At 70.4% G+C, this 12,549-nt stretch carries 15 protein-coding genes; 13 read left to right on the top strand and 2 right to left on the bottom strand.

The annotated features are described in order from the left end of the window. Position 1 precedes the first annotated feature (1 nt). Positions 2-1,681 carry a bifunctional metallophosphatase/5'-nucleotidase gene (locus K2F47_RS29910; protein ID WP_242909118.1) on the bottom strand — a complete coding sequence of 560 codons (1,680 nt, stop codon included), beginning with the start codon at positions 1,679-1,681 and terminating at the stop codon, positions 2-4. Positions 1,682-1,790: 109 nt separating this feature from the next. Here K2F47_RS29910 and mshD point away from each other — a divergent pair, with 109 nt between their 5' ends. The 5 genes from mshD to pstB all read left to right on the top strand — a co-directional run bounded on the left by mshD (position 1,791) and on the right by pstB (position 6,951). Further along, the gene (gene mshD, locus K2F47_RS29905) at positions 1,791-2,633 is read left to right on the top strand and encodes a mycothiol synthase (RefSeq protein ID WP_372490950.1); all 843 of its coding nucleotides are present in this window, start codon (positions 1,791-1,793) and stop codon (positions 2,631-2,633) included. 396 nt (positions 2,634-3,029) lie between these two features. Then, positions 3,030-4,136: a phosphate ABC transporter substrate-binding protein PstS gene (pstS, locus tag K2F47_RS29900; protein WP_242909116.1), complete on the top strand. Its 1,107-nt coding sequence runs from the start codon at positions 3,030-3,032 to the stop codon at positions 4,134-4,136. Positions 4,137-4,242: 106 nt separating this feature from the next. Further along, complete coding sequence (pstC, locus tag K2F47_RS29895) at positions 4,243-5,223, top strand: phosphate ABC transporter permease subunit PstC (protein WP_242909115.1); 981 nt, start codon at positions 4,243-4,245, stop codon at positions 5,221-5,223. Further along, positions 5,220-6,119, top strand: a complete 900-nt coding sequence (pstA, locus tag K2F47_RS29890; RefSeq protein WP_308198482.1) for a phosphate ABC transporter permease PstA — start codon at positions 5,220-5,222, stop codon at positions 6,117-6,119. The genes pstC and pstA overlap by 4 nt, the downstream gene beginning before the upstream one ends. A 55-nt stretch (positions 6,120-6,174) precedes the next feature. Continuing rightward, complete coding sequence (gene pstB, locus K2F47_RS29885; protein WP_242909114.1) at positions 6,175-6,951, top strand: phosphate ABC transporter ATP-binding protein PstB; 777 nt, start codon at positions 6,175-6,177, stop codon at positions 6,949-6,951. Between the two features lie 6 nt (positions 6,952-6,957). Here pstB and K2F47_RS29880 read toward each other — a convergent pair whose 3' ends face one another. After that, positions 6,958-7,674, bottom strand: a complete 717-nt coding sequence (locus K2F47_RS29880) for a winged helix-turn-helix transcriptional regulator (protein WP_242909113.1) — start codon at positions 7,672-7,674, stop codon at positions 6,958-6,960. Positions 7,675-7,882: 208 nt separating this feature from the next. Here K2F47_RS29880 and K2F47_RS29875 point away from each other — a divergent pair, with 208 nt between their 5' ends. From K2F47_RS29875 to K2F47_RS29845, 8 genes are all read left to right on the top strand, one after another. Further along, positions 7,883-8,143 (top strand): MoaD/ThiS family protein, encoded by a 261-nt coding sequence (locus K2F47_RS29875; RefSeq protein ID WP_242909112.1) that lies wholly within the window; start codon positions 7,883-7,885, stop codon positions 8,141-8,143. 160 nt (positions 8,144-8,303) lie between these two features. Further along, on the top strand, positions 8,304-9,017 hold the full coding sequence (locus K2F47_RS29870; RefSeq protein WP_242909111.1) for an LmeA family phospholipid-binding protein: 714 nt from the start codon (positions 8,304-8,306) through the stop codon (positions 9,015-9,017). 112 nt (positions 9,018-9,129) lie between these two features. After that, on the top strand, positions 9,130-9,621 hold the full coding sequence (locus K2F47_RS29865; RefSeq protein WP_443611978.1) for a sigma-70 family RNA polymerase sigma factor: 492 nt from the start codon (positions 9,130-9,132) through the stop codon (positions 9,619-9,621). Further along, positions 9,618-10,361, top strand: coding sequence for an anti-sigma factor family protein (locus tag K2F47_RS29860; protein WP_242909109.1), 744 nt, complete (start codon positions 9,618-9,620; stop codon positions 10,359-10,361). The genes K2F47_RS29865 and K2F47_RS29860 overlap by 4 nt, the downstream gene beginning before the upstream one ends. A 166-nt stretch (positions 10,362-10,527) precedes the next feature. Next, positions 10,528-10,845, top strand: a complete 318-nt coding sequence (locus K2F47_RS29855; RefSeq protein WP_308198500.1) for a TlpA family protein disulfide reductase — start codon at positions 10,528-10,530, stop codon at positions 10,843-10,845. 134 nt (positions 10,846-10,979) lie between these two features. Continuing rightward, positions 10,980-11,045: a putative leader peptide gene (locus K2F47_RS41825; protein ID WP_353819285.1), complete on the top strand. Its 66-nt coding sequence runs from the start codon at positions 10,980-10,982 to the stop codon at positions 11,043-11,045. A 74-nt stretch (positions 11,046-11,119) separates the two neighbouring features. Next, positions 11,120-11,569 (top strand): DUF4395 domain-containing protein, encoded by a 450-nt coding sequence (locus tag K2F47_RS29850; protein WP_242909108.1) that lies wholly within the window; start codon positions 11,120-11,122, stop codon positions 11,567-11,569. Positions 11,570-11,667: 98 nt separating this feature from the next. After that, the gene (locus K2F47_RS29845; RefSeq protein WP_242909107.1) at positions 11,668-12,507 is read left to right on the top strand and encodes a sulfurtransferase; all 840 of its coding nucleotides are present in this window, start codon (positions 11,668-11,670) and stop codon (positions 12,505-12,507) included. Positions 12,508-12,549 lie beyond the last annotated feature (42 nt).

The raw sequence follows: 12,549 nt of genomic DNA, 5'->3' as shown, positions 1-12,549 counted from the left end.
GTTACTTGCCGGAGATGCGGTTCAGGGGCGGGGGCGCGAGGGTGCCCTGGGCGCCGAGGTAGGAGACGAAGCCGTCCAGGTCGATCGGGCCGAGGACCTGGTCCTTGCCCTGGGTGAAGACGCCGAAGCCGTCGCCGCCGCCGAGCAGGAAGTTGTTCGCCGACACCTTGTAGGTGGCGGCCGGGTCGACCGGCTTCCCGTCGATCGTGATGGCCGAGACGCGGTCGCCGATCGGCTTCGAGCGGTCGATCGTGAAGTGCAGGTTGGCCGAGGGCTGGAGGATCTTCTCGGTCGTGGCCGTCCACTGCTGCTCCAGCAGCGCGTCGAGCTGCGCGCCGGTCAGCGAGGTCTGGCCCATCACGTTGCTGAACGGCTGGACGGTGAACGCCTCGCCGTAGGTCACGACGCCGTCGCCCTCCGAGCCGCTCGCCTTGTAGGTGAGGTCGGCCCGGACGCCGCCGGGGTTCATCAGCGCGACCTGGGCGCCCTTGTCCTTCATCGACGCCAGCTGCGCGTCGGCGACGACGTCGCCGAGGGCGGTCTCACCGGCGGGGGAGGGCGCGCGGGTCAGATCGGCGGTGATCTTGCCGATCGGCTTGTTCGCGATCGCGGCGACGCGGTCCTTCCAGGTCTGGACGAACTGCACCGTCGCCGGGTCCTGCGGGACGTCCCGCGTGACCACGTGGTTGTCGCCCTTCAGCGAGGACCGGACGATGTCGCCGGTCCGCTTGTTCACCTGGAAGTCGACCTGCGTGATCACCCGTCCGAACGAGGAGCCGGAGGAGTACAGCCGGGGCCGCCCCTTCGGATCCGGCACCGAGCAGACGTACTGCTGGTGGGTGTGGCCGGACAGCACGACGTCGATCTCGGGGTCGGCGTCGCGGGCGATGCGCGTCCCGGCGCCGGGGACGACGCCGCACTCGTCCGGCCGCGAACCCGACTTGACCTGGTCGCCCTCGTGGACGAGCAGCACGATCGCCCGCACGCCGCGCCGCTTCAGCTCGCGCGCCGACCGGTCGGCCGCCGCGACCTCGTCGTCGAACCGCAGGCCCCTGATGCCGTCGGCGGTGACGATGGACGGGGTGGTCCTGGTGACGACGCCGATGAAGCCGACCTTCACGCCGTTGATCCGGCGGACCGTCCAGGGCTTGAGGACGGGCTTGTTCCGCTTCTCCAGGATCACGTTGGCCGCGAGGTAGTCGTACTTCGCGCCGCGCCAGCGTCCGGCGGGCGAGCAGCCGTCGACCGGGTGGCAGCCGCCGTCCTGGATGCGCTGGAGCTCCCGGTAGCCCTCGTCGAACTCGTGGTTGCCGACGGCGGAGGCCGTCACGCCGACGTCCCCGAGGAACTGCACCGAGGGCTCGTCGTGGTAGGCGGCCGAGATCAGCGGCGACGCGCCGATCAGGTCGCCCTGCGCGACGGTCAGCGTGTGCCGGTCGGCGAGGCGCTTGAGGTGGGTCGCCACGTACGCGGCGCCACCGGCCGGAACGGCGTTGCCGTTCTCGTCGATCGCGGTGCCCGAGCTTCCGGTCGGCGCCTCCAGGTTGCCGTGGAAGTCGTTCAGCGAGAGCAGCCGCACGGCCGCGGTGGGCGCGGGCCGCGCGGCGGCCGGCTGCGCGGCCACCGCGACGACCGTCACGGTGGCGGCGGCGCAGGCCAGGATGGTGCGTCGTCGAGTCATTTCCCGCACGCTAGGACGGCCCGGCATACGCACCCCGGCGACCCAATGACAGTTTTGTGACGTTTTCATCAGGATCAGGCGGACGGTCCGCCCCCGCCGGACATCTAGGCTGGTGGCCGTGAACGAGACCGAGGGCGTGCTCGCCGCAGCCAGGGCCGCGACCGAGGCCGACGGCGTCGCGCCGCTGTCGGAGCACGCGCTGCTCGCCGTGCGCGCCGGACGTCCCGGCGAGGTCGTCGCCGAGGGCGGCACCGTCGTCGCCTACGGGCGGTTCGACCCGGCGACCGACGACGAGCCCGCGTCGGGGGAGCTGTTCGTTCACCCTGATCACCGGCGCAAGGGGCGCGGGCGCGCATTGCTGCGCGCGCTCCGCGAGCAGGCCGGCGGGCCCCTGCGCGTCTGGGCGCACGGCGACCTGCCCGCCGCCGCCGCGCTGGCGTCCGCCGAGGGCATGACCCGCGCGCGGGCCCTGTTCCAGCTGCGCCGTCCGGCCGAGGGGCCGCTCCCCGAGCCGCAGGTGGCGGACGGCGTCACCCTCCGTACCTTCCAGCCCGGCCGGGACGAGGACGCCTGGCTCCGGGTGAACGCCCGCGCGTTCGCGTCCCACCCCGAGCAGGGCGCCTGGACGATCGACGACCTGCGCGAGCGCGAGTCCGAGCCGTGGTTCGACCCGGCCGGCTTCTTCCTCGCCGAGCGCGACGGCGACCTCGTCGGCTTCCACTGGACGAAGGTGCAGCCGGACGGGCTCGGCGAGGTCTACGTGGTGGGCGTCGACCCGTCCGCGCAGGGGCTCGGGCTGGGCCGCGCGCTCACGCTCACCGGCCTGCACCATCTGCGCGCCCAAGGCCTGCCCCGGTTCATGCTCTATGTCGACGAGTCGAACACGGCGGCCGTCCGCATGTACGAGTCGCTGGGCTTCACGCCCCACACCGTCGACGTCATGTACGCCTGACCTGATCACACGGCCCTGACCATGGTCAAGTAGGCCTGACTGGGCTTCGCGCGGCCCTGCCTGCCGCTGCCCCGCAGGTCAGGAGTCTCCCGCCGGAGCCGCCGCCGGACGCGCGCGCCTTCCCCGCGAAGGCGGCCGGTCAAACGTGGTTTGCCGAATCCGGGCGACCCCTTGAGGGCCGTGAGCTGCGGTGTTAACCCCATGGACACGGCAAATCGGGGCATTCTTCGTAGCTCTGCCCAGCGTCGTTCATGGTTCGTTCACCTGGATCGGGGTGGCTGGTCACCTGCCCTGCTTAGCGTCACTTCCGACGGCAACCCCGCCACCTGGCCGAACCGCGCCAGCGTGACGGTCGGGGGAACGATGCCCGACGAAATCTGATGAGGAGACCCTCCGGTGAAGAACGGTTCTCGACTCGCCGCCCTTGGCGGTGTGGTCGTCGCGGGGGCGCTGGCCCTGTCGGCCTGCGGAAGTGATGACAACACGACCGAGGCGAGCAGCAGCAACGCGCCGTCCAGCAAGATCGATTGTGCGAAGAGCAGCGTGAACGCCGCCGGGTCCAGTGCCCAGAAGAACGCGATCGAGGAATGGACCAAGATCTACGCGCAGCAGTGCGCGGGCGCGAACCTGAACTACAACCCGAACGGTTCGGGTGCGGGCATCCAGGCGTTCACCTCGGGCCAGGTGGCCTTCGCCGGCTCCGACTCGGCGCTCAAGCCCGAGGAGGTCGGCCCGGCCAAGCAGCGCTGCCAGGGCTCTAACGCCCTCAACCTGCCGATGGTCGTGGGCCCGGTCGCCGTCGTCTACAACGTCCAGGGCGTGGACGGGCTGAAGCTGTCGTCCGAGACGATCGCGAGCATCTTCGCCGGGAAGATCAAGAAGTGGAACGACCCGGCCATCGCCAAGGAGAACGAGGGCGCCAAGCTCCCCTCCTCGGACATCAAGACGATCTACCGGTCGGACGAGTCGGGCACCACCGACAACTTCACGAACTACCTGCACACCACCGCGCCGAAGATCTGGACGTGGGAGAAGGCCAAGAAGTGGCCGAACTCCGTCGGCCAGGGCGCGCCGAAGTCCGACGGCGTGACCAGCCAGGTCAAGAGCACCGCGGGCGCCATCTCCTACGTGGAGCTGTCGTACGCGACCAACAACAAGCTCCAGACCGCGCAGGTGAAGAACGGCGCCGGTGAGTACACGGCGCTGTCGCCGGAGAGCGCGTCCAAGGCCGTCACCGGCGCGAAGGTCGTCGGTACTGGCAACGACGTCGCACTGAAGATCGACTACACCACCAAGGAGGCCGGGGCCTACCCGATCGTCCTGGTGACCTACGAGATCGCGTGCGAGAAGGGCCTGCCGGCCGAGCAGTCCAAGTTCGTCAAGTCCTTCCTCACCTACACCTCCAGCGCCGACGGCCAGAAGGTCCTGACGGGCCTCGGCTACGCCCCCGTCCCGGACAGCGTCCTGACCAAGGTCCAGGCGTCCGTGAAGGCCCTGGCCTGAGGCAGCCGTCCTGACGAACGATGACGACACCAGCAGCCCCGCCGCCGAGGAGCTCGGCGGCGGGGCCGGTCTGGGTTCCGCCGATGTGATCCAGGGAGGACCCCCCGTGACCAGCGAGACCGGCGTCGAGGCGACCGCCGGCGCAAGGCATCGCAGCACCAGCCTGCGGATGAGCACCGGCCGGGCCGGTGACAGGATCTTCGTCTCGGCGGCCCGCGGCTCGGGCATCGTCGTGCTGGCGATCATGGCCGCGATCGCGGTCTTCCTCGTCTGGAAGGCGATCCCGGCGCTCCAGGACAACAAGGCGAACTTCCTCACCGCCGAGGAGTGGAACCCCAACGCGACCGAGCCGAGGTTCGGCATCGCGCAACTGGCGTTCGGCACGGTGGTGTCGTCGCTGCTGGCGATGCTCATCGCGACCCCGATCGCGATCGGCATCGCCCTGTTCATCTCGTTCTACTCGCCGCGCAAGCTGGCGTCCGCGCTCGGCTACGTCGTCGACCTGCTCGCCGCCGTGCCGAGCATCGTGTACGGGCTGTGGGGCCTCGCGTTCCTGTCCAAGCACATGGACGGCATCAGCACGTTCCTCAACGACGTGCTCGGCTGGATCCCGCTGTTCGGCGGCGACTCGCCCGGCAAGAACTCGATCTTCACCGCCTCGGTGGTGCTGGCGATCATGATCCTGCCGATCATCTCCTCGATCACCCGCGAGGTGTTCCTCCAGGTCCCGCGGGCCAACGTGGAGGCCGCGCTCGCGCTCGGCGCCACCCGCTGGGAGACGATCCGGCTCTCGGTGCTGCCCTACGGCCGCTCCGGCATGATCGGCGCCTCGATGCTCGGCCTCGGCCGCGCGATGGGCGAGACGATCGCGGTCGCGATGGTGCTGACCTACGTGCCGGGCATCAACATCCACCTGCTGGAGAACGGCGGCGCGACGTTCGCCTCCAACATCGCCAACAGCTTCGACGAGGCCACCGCCACCGGACGCGGCGCGCTGATCGCCTCCGGCCTCGTGCTGTTCGCGATCACGCTCGTCGTCAACATGGTCGCCCGGGCCGTCGTCGCCCGGCGCAAGGAGTTCGTGTGAGTTCCCTGACCACCCCGTCCCGCCCCGGCTCGCTCGGCTCGATCTCGCTCGGCCGCAAGGTCAAGGACAAGGTCGTGCAGGGCCTCGTCTATCTGGCCTTCCTGCTCGCGCTGATCCCGCTCGTCTCGGTGCTGTGGACCGTCGTCGGCAACGGCGCCAAGCGGCTGGACGCCGACTTCCTCAACCACTCCATGAACGGGGTGAGCGGACGCGACACCGGGGGCGGCGCCTACCACGCCATCATCGGCACCCTCGAACAGGTCGCGATCGCCAGCCTGATCGCCGTGCCGATCGCGGTGCTGACGGCGATCTACCTGGTCGAGTACGGCGGCGGCGGACGGCTGGCCCGCGTGGTCAGCTTCTTCGTCGACGTCATGACCGGCATCCCCTCGATCGTCGCCGGGCTGTTCGTCCTCGCGCTGTGGCTGCTGACCCTCGACTTCGGCTTCTCCGGCCTCGCGGGCGCGCTGTCGCTGACGATCCTGATGATCCCGACGGTCGTCCGGGCGACGGAGGAGATGCTCAAGCTCGTGCCGAACGAGCTGCGCGAGGCGTCCTACGCGCTGGGCGTCCCGCGCTGGCGGACGATCCTGTTCGTCGTCGTCCCGACCGCGCTCACCGGCATGATCACCGGGATCATGCTGGCGGTGGCGCGGGTCATGGGCGAGACCGCCCCGCTGCTGCTCACGATCTTCTTCACCAAGGCGATCAACACCGACCCGCTGTCCGGGCCGCAGGGCTCGCTGCCCACCTTCATCTGGGAGCAGGCGAAGGACCCGAGCCAGAACTCGATCGACCGCGCCTGGACCGGCGCGCTCGTGCTGATCCTGATCATCATGTTGCTGAACCTGGTCGCCCGCATCATCGCCGGACGGCGCGCCCCCACCGGCCGCTGACCCCCAGCACCTCTGGCACGACCTGGCCTGACACCCGACAAGGAGCATTCACCCCATGGCCAAGCGGATCGAAGTGTCCGGACTGCACGCCTACTACGGCGGCGTCCACGCCATCGAGGACATCTCGATGACGATCGAGCCGCGCTCGGTGACGGCGTTCATCGGGCCGTCGGGCTGCGGCAAGTCGACGTTCCTGCGCACGCTCAACCGGATGCACGAGGTCATCCCGGGCGCCCGCGTCGAGGGCAAGGTCATGCTGGACGACGAGGACCTGTACGCGTCCTCGGTCGACCCGGTCGCGGTGCGGCGCGTCGTCGGCATGGTCTTCCAGCGCCCGAACCCGTTCCCGACCATGTCGATCTACGACAACGTCGCCGCCGGGCTGAAGCTCAACGGCATCCGCCGCAAGAGCCAGCTCGACGAGATCGTCGAGGCGTCGCTCCAGGGCGCCAACCTGTGGAACGAGGTCAAGGACCGGCTGGGCAAGCCGGGCGCGGGCCTGTCGGGCGGCCAGCAGCAGCGCCTGTGCATCGCCCGCGCCATCGCCGTCCAGCCGCAGGTCATGCTGATGGACGAGCCCTGCTCGGCGCTCGACCCGATCTCCACGCTGGCCATCGAGGACCTCATCGGCAAGCTGAAGAGCCAGTACACGATCGTCATCGTCACCCACAACATGCAGCAGGCGGCCCGCGTCAGCGACCGCACCGCCTTCTTCAACATCGCGGGAACGGGTCAACCGGGCAAGCTCATCGAGATCGACGACACCAGCAAGATCTTCACCAACCCCGAGCAGAAGGCCACCGAGGACTACATCACCGGTCGCTTCGGCTGAGCGAGGTCACGCGCGGGTGGGGGTGTTCTCTTCGGTGTCGCCGGGGTCGTGCTCGGGGACGAAGCGGTAGCCGACGTTGCGGACGGTGCCGATGAGCGACTCGTACTCGGCGCCCAGCTTCGCGCGGAGGCGGCGGACGTGGACGTCGACGGTGCGGGTGCCGCCGAAGTAGTCGTAGCCCCACACCTCCTGGAGGAGCTGCGCGCGGGTGAAGACCCGGCCGGGGTGCTGGGCGAGGTACTTCAGCAGCTCGAACTCCTTGAACGTCAGGTCGAGGACGCGGCGGCGCAGCCGGGCGGTGTAGGTGGCCTCGTCGATCGTCAACTCGCCGCTGCGGATCTCGCCGGGGGCGTCGTCGTCCTCGCCCGCGGCGGCGGCGCGGCCGGCGGCGAGCCGGAGCCGGGCCTCGACCTCGGCGGGCCCGGCGGTCTGGAGGAGCAGGTCGTCCAGGCCCCACTCGGGGCTGAGCGCGGCGAGGCCGCCCTCGGTGACGACGCCGAACAGGGGCGCGTCCAGGCCCGTCGTGCGCAGCAGCCGGCACAGGCTCTTGGCCTGGACGAGGTCGCGCCGCGCGTCCACCAGCACGACGTCGGCGGGCGGCGCGTCGATGAGCGCGGACGCCTCGGCGGGGGCGACGCGCACCGGGTGCAGCAGCAGCCCGAGCGCGGGCAGTATCTCCTCGGACGGCTCCAGTGCGTTGGTCAGCAGGAGCAAGCTGCTCACGTGCCGCCTCCTCGTCCCAAAAGGCGTAGGACCCAGGCGGCTCATCGTCCGAGCCCCGGCACGGTCGGCGGCTCGAAGACGAGGTGACCATGAAGGCTCTGATGAACTCCATGGCCTCGTCGCCCGGATCCCTCACGCCGAGCATATCCGAGGCGGTCCCGCGGCAGGCGGGGCGGCGGTGCCGCTCGGGGGATGAGACGCTGTCCTCATGGCCATGGGAACGATCCGGTACTGGGCCGCAGCGAAGGCCGCGGCGGGCGTCCACGAGGAGCCCTACGACGCGGTGACGCTCGCGGACGCGGTGGCGGCCGCGGCCGCGCGGGACGGGCGCGGCGAGGAGTTCCGGCGTGTCGTCGGCCGCAGCTCGTTCCTCGTGGACGGCGACCCGGTCGGCGCCCGCCCGCACGCGTCGGTGGCGCTGCCGGAGGGCGGCGTCGTCGAGGTGCTGCCGCCGTTCGCGGGCGGCTGACCCGGGACGGGAGAGTCCGCGCGTCCAGCTCACGGGATCGGGCGGGTCATGCTCCGCACCTACGGACGTCCTGGCGATCTCATTCTGCGGCGCGACCCGTTCGGGGTGGTTCGCGCACTATCTTGTGGGTCGATCGCGTGCCGTCGCCTGAAGGAGTGACATGCGGAAAGTACTGCTGGTGCTGCTGATCCTGCTGGTCGTCGGCGTGGCCGCCGCCGACCGGATCGGCGTCCGCGTCGCGCAGGACGAGATCGGCAAGCAGGTCGCCGCCGAGTACAACCTCCCCGAGCGGCCGGACGTCACGATCCACGGCATCCCGTTCCTGACCCAGGCGATCGGCGGCGACTACGACCACATCGACGTGAAGATCGGCGTGTGGACGAGCGAGGGCGTCACGGTCAACGACGTCAAGGTCGACATGCGGGACGTGAAGGCGCCGCTCCCGGACGTCCTGTCGGGCGGCACGGCCAACGTGGTCGCCGGGAAGGCCACCGCGTCGGCGGTCGTCCCCTACGAGGCCGTCCAGAAGCACGCGCCGCGGCAGGTCAGGAGCATCAAGCCCAAGGGCGACCAGCTGGCGGTCGAGATGACCGGGACGATGTCGGGCATCCCGGTCGCGGGCACCGCGATCGTCTCGGTGAAGCCGACGGCCAAGGGCATCGCGGTCACCCCGACCTCGTTCACCTCCAGGACCGGCGCGACCGTGCCGATGGCGCTGCTGCGCGCCCCGCTGACCTGGGTCGTCCCGATCCCCGAGCTGCCCGTCGGGTCGCGGATCAGCCGGTTGCAGCCCACCGACGACGGGCTGCGGGTCGAGGCGACCGCGACCGACGTCCGGCTGAACGACCCGGAGCGGTCGCAGCGGCTGAAGTAGCCCGGCCGCCGGGAAAATAGGCCCGGCTTAGTTGAAATTAACCCAACCTGGTTGTGAACCAGGCGGGGAGGGCGTACGTGTCTGTGGTGTGGGTCCAACCGCGGATGAGCGTTTGCTGCGCGTTCTGTACAGCGAGCACGGCGGTCCCCTACTCGGCTACGTCCTGCGCCTGACCGGCGGGGACCGTACCCAGGCGGAGGATGTCGTGCAGGAGACGCTCCTGCGCGCCTGGAAGCACCCCGAGGCGCTCGCGGGACGTCCCGTGCGCCCCTGGCTGTTCACCGTGGCGCGCAACCTCGTGGTGGACGCGCATCGGGCCAGACGCGCCCGGCCGCCCGAGACCGGTATCGACGAACAGGTCCTGATGACGGAAGCGGGCTCGGACGACATCGACCGGGCGCTGGAGTCCTGGACGGTCGCCGAGGCCCTGGCGCAGCTGTCCCCGCCGCACCGCGCCGTCCTGGTGGAGACCTACTACCGCGGCCGGTCGGTGGCCGAGGCGGCGAAAACGCTGGGCATCCCGCCCGGCACGGTGAAGTCCCGCACCTACTACGCGCTGCGGGCGCTCAAGCTCGCGTTGGAGGAGCGGGGGTTGGCGCCATGAACGACTGCACGGACGTCCGCACCTCCCTGGGGGTGTACGTGCTGGGCGCGATCGACCCGGTCGAGCGCGGCCAGGTGGAGGCGCATCTGGAGGGCTGCCCCGCCTGCCGGGACGAGCTGGCCGGGCTCGCGGGCATGCCCGCGCTGCTCGGCCGGGTCGACGAGGCGCAGCTCAGCCAGATCACCGGTCCGCCACCCGAACTGCTGGACGGGCTGCTGGCCCGCGCGGCCGAGCGACGGAGGGGATGGCTCGGCCCGCTGCGGGGGTGGCCGGGCGGGCGGGGCCCGCGGCTCGCGTGGGCCCCGCTCGCCGTGGCCGCGTGCCTGCTGGTGCTCGCCGGGGCGCTGTTCGGCGGGATGGTGTTCCCGTCCCCGGACGGCCGCGAGGGGGCCGCGCCGCCCGGCACGTCCGTGTCGCCGGGGCCGCCGACGCCGACCAGTACGGGGGAGCGGATCTCGGCCGAGAGCCCCAACAGCAAGGTCAAGGGCTTCGTGATGCTCCGCAAGAAGAAGTGGGGCACCGAGGTCGAGCTGTATGTGTCGGGCGTGCCCAAGGGGTCGCGGTGCCGCCTGCTGGTGATCGCCCGCGACGGGCGGCGGGACGCGCTCGGGAGCTGGTACGTCCCCTACGACAAGGGCTACGGCCGGTACTACGGCTCGACGATGTTCCCCCGCGGCGCGCTGTTCTCGCTGGAGATCGTGGGCCTGGACGGTACGCCTCTGCTCACCATCCCCACCTGATCACGCGTTTCCCGGAAGAATCCCGGGAATGCGCGGGTTGTCACTGGCGATGGAAGGCGTACTGGTCGCGGCCGTGGTCCTCGCGGCGGCCACGGTGTTCGGCCTGATCAGGCGGCGCCGTGACGGAGCGCTGCGCGAAACCTCGCGGGCGCGGGAGGGCGGCGGCGTGCACACCCTGAACCCGAACGAGCTGGGCACCGACCTCGGGACGAGGGCCACGCTCGTCCAGTTCTCCAGCGCGTTCTGCGCGCCGTGCCGCGCGACGCGCCGCGTCCTCGGGGACGTCGCGGGCATGGTCGACGGCGTGGCGCACGTCGAGCTGGACGCGGAGTCGCACCTGGAGCTGGTCCGCAGGCTCAACGTGATCCGGACACCGACAGTCCTGATTCTGGACGCGGCCGGACGCGTCGTCCGGCGGGCCGCCGGAACCCCCCGCAAGGCCGACGTCATCGCCGCTCTCGGCCTGGCGATCCCTGACGCGTGAGCCTCCACCGAAACGCGCCGTCCCGTTGTTGACCTGCGGGAAGACGAATGTAACTGTCTCGCAAGGCGAGACGGATGTGACAGGGCGTCGATTGTCGGCTTACCATCGTGTCCGTGCGTTACTGGACAGAGCAGATGCTCACGAAGCGCCGCGCGGTCGATTTCTGCCGCGTGGCCGCCTCGCTCTGTCGTATGGCCTGAGGCATCGAGCCCGTTCGCCCCGAGCACTTCGATTTCAGCTCGTACGCACGTTTCCTCCACTCTGGAGCACCCCGATGCAGGTCGATCCTCGTGGGCAGCGCTTCGCGGCGGCCGTCACGACGGTGGTACTGGTCGCGGTCCTGGTATGGGGAAGCGGGGCCCTGCTCGCCGCCCAGGCCGTCGTGTTCGCGCTCGCGACCGTCCTCGGCCTCCGGTACGCCCCGTACGGACTGGTCTTCGCCGTGCTGATCCGTCCCCGGCTGGCCCCGCCCAGGGAGCTCGAAGACGCCGCCCCGCCCCGCTTCGCGCAGGGCGTCGGCCTCGTGTTCGCCCTGGTCGGAACCGCCGGATACGCGACGGGGACCACATGGCTCGGTATCGGTGCCACCGCCCTCGCGCTGGGTGCGGCCTTCCTGAACGCCGCGTTCGGGTTCTGCCTCGGCTGCGAGACGTATCTGCTCGTCCGGCGAGTCGCCGCGCGGTTCGGAGGAGGTGAGGGGGCACCCTCGCTCCAGCGGCACTGACCCGCGCGAGACCCGCAACACCGGCAAGACCTGCAACAACGCAAGACCCGGCACCACAGCAACACCGCGAAGATTCGCTCCGACAGGGAGGTACCCGCATGAGCCGTTCCGACGTCCTGGTGGACGCCGAATGGGTCGAGTCCCACCTCGACTCGCCCGGTCTCGTTCTCGTCGAGGTCGACGAGGACGTGTCCGCCTATGACAAGGGCCACATCCGTGGCGCTGTCAAGATCGACTGGAAGACGGAGCTCCAGGACCCGGTCCGCCGCGACTTCGTCGACAAGACCGGCTTCGAGCAGCTGCTGTCGTCCAAGGGCATCGCCAACGACGACCTGGTGATCCTCTACGGCGGCAACAACAACTGGTTCGCCGCGTACGCGTACTGGTACTTCAAGCTGTACGGGCACGAGAAGGTGCAGCTGCTGGACGGCGGCCGCAAGAAGTGGGAGCTGGACTCCCGCGAGCTGGTCACCGACGTCCCGTCCCGTCCGGCCACCGAGTACAAGGCCAAGGACCAGGACCTGTCGATCCGCGCCTTCCGCGAGGAGGTCGTGGACGCGATCGGCACCAAGAACCTGATCGACGTCCGCTCGCCGGACGAGTTCAGCGGCAAGCTCCTCGCCCCGGCGCACCTGCCGCAGGAGCAGGCGCAGCGGGCCGGCCACGTCCCGACCGCGCGCAGCATCCCGTGGTCGAAGGCGGCCAACGACGACGGCACGTTCAAGTCCGACGAGGAGCTCCGCGAGATCTACGGCGCGGCCGGGGTGGACCTGAGCAAGTCCACCATCGCCTACTGCCGTATCGGCGAGCGCTCGTCGCACACCTGGTTCGCGCTCCGCGAGCTGCTGGGCCTCCAGGACGTCAAGAACTACGACGGCTCCTGGACCGAGTACGGCTCGCTCGTCGGCGTCCCGATCGAGCTCGGCGAGCCCAAGTAAGTCCGTCCCGACCTTCCGTAGACCTTTCCGTGTGCACGGAGA

This window comes from Actinomadura terrae (assembly GCF_022751215.1).
Lineage (GTDB): Bacteria > Actinomycetota > Actinomycetes > Streptosporangiales > Streptosporangiaceae > Spirillospora > Spirillospora terrae.
Note: the sequence above shows the minus strand (reverse complement) of the source record. Positions and strands in the feature narration are given on the sequence as shown.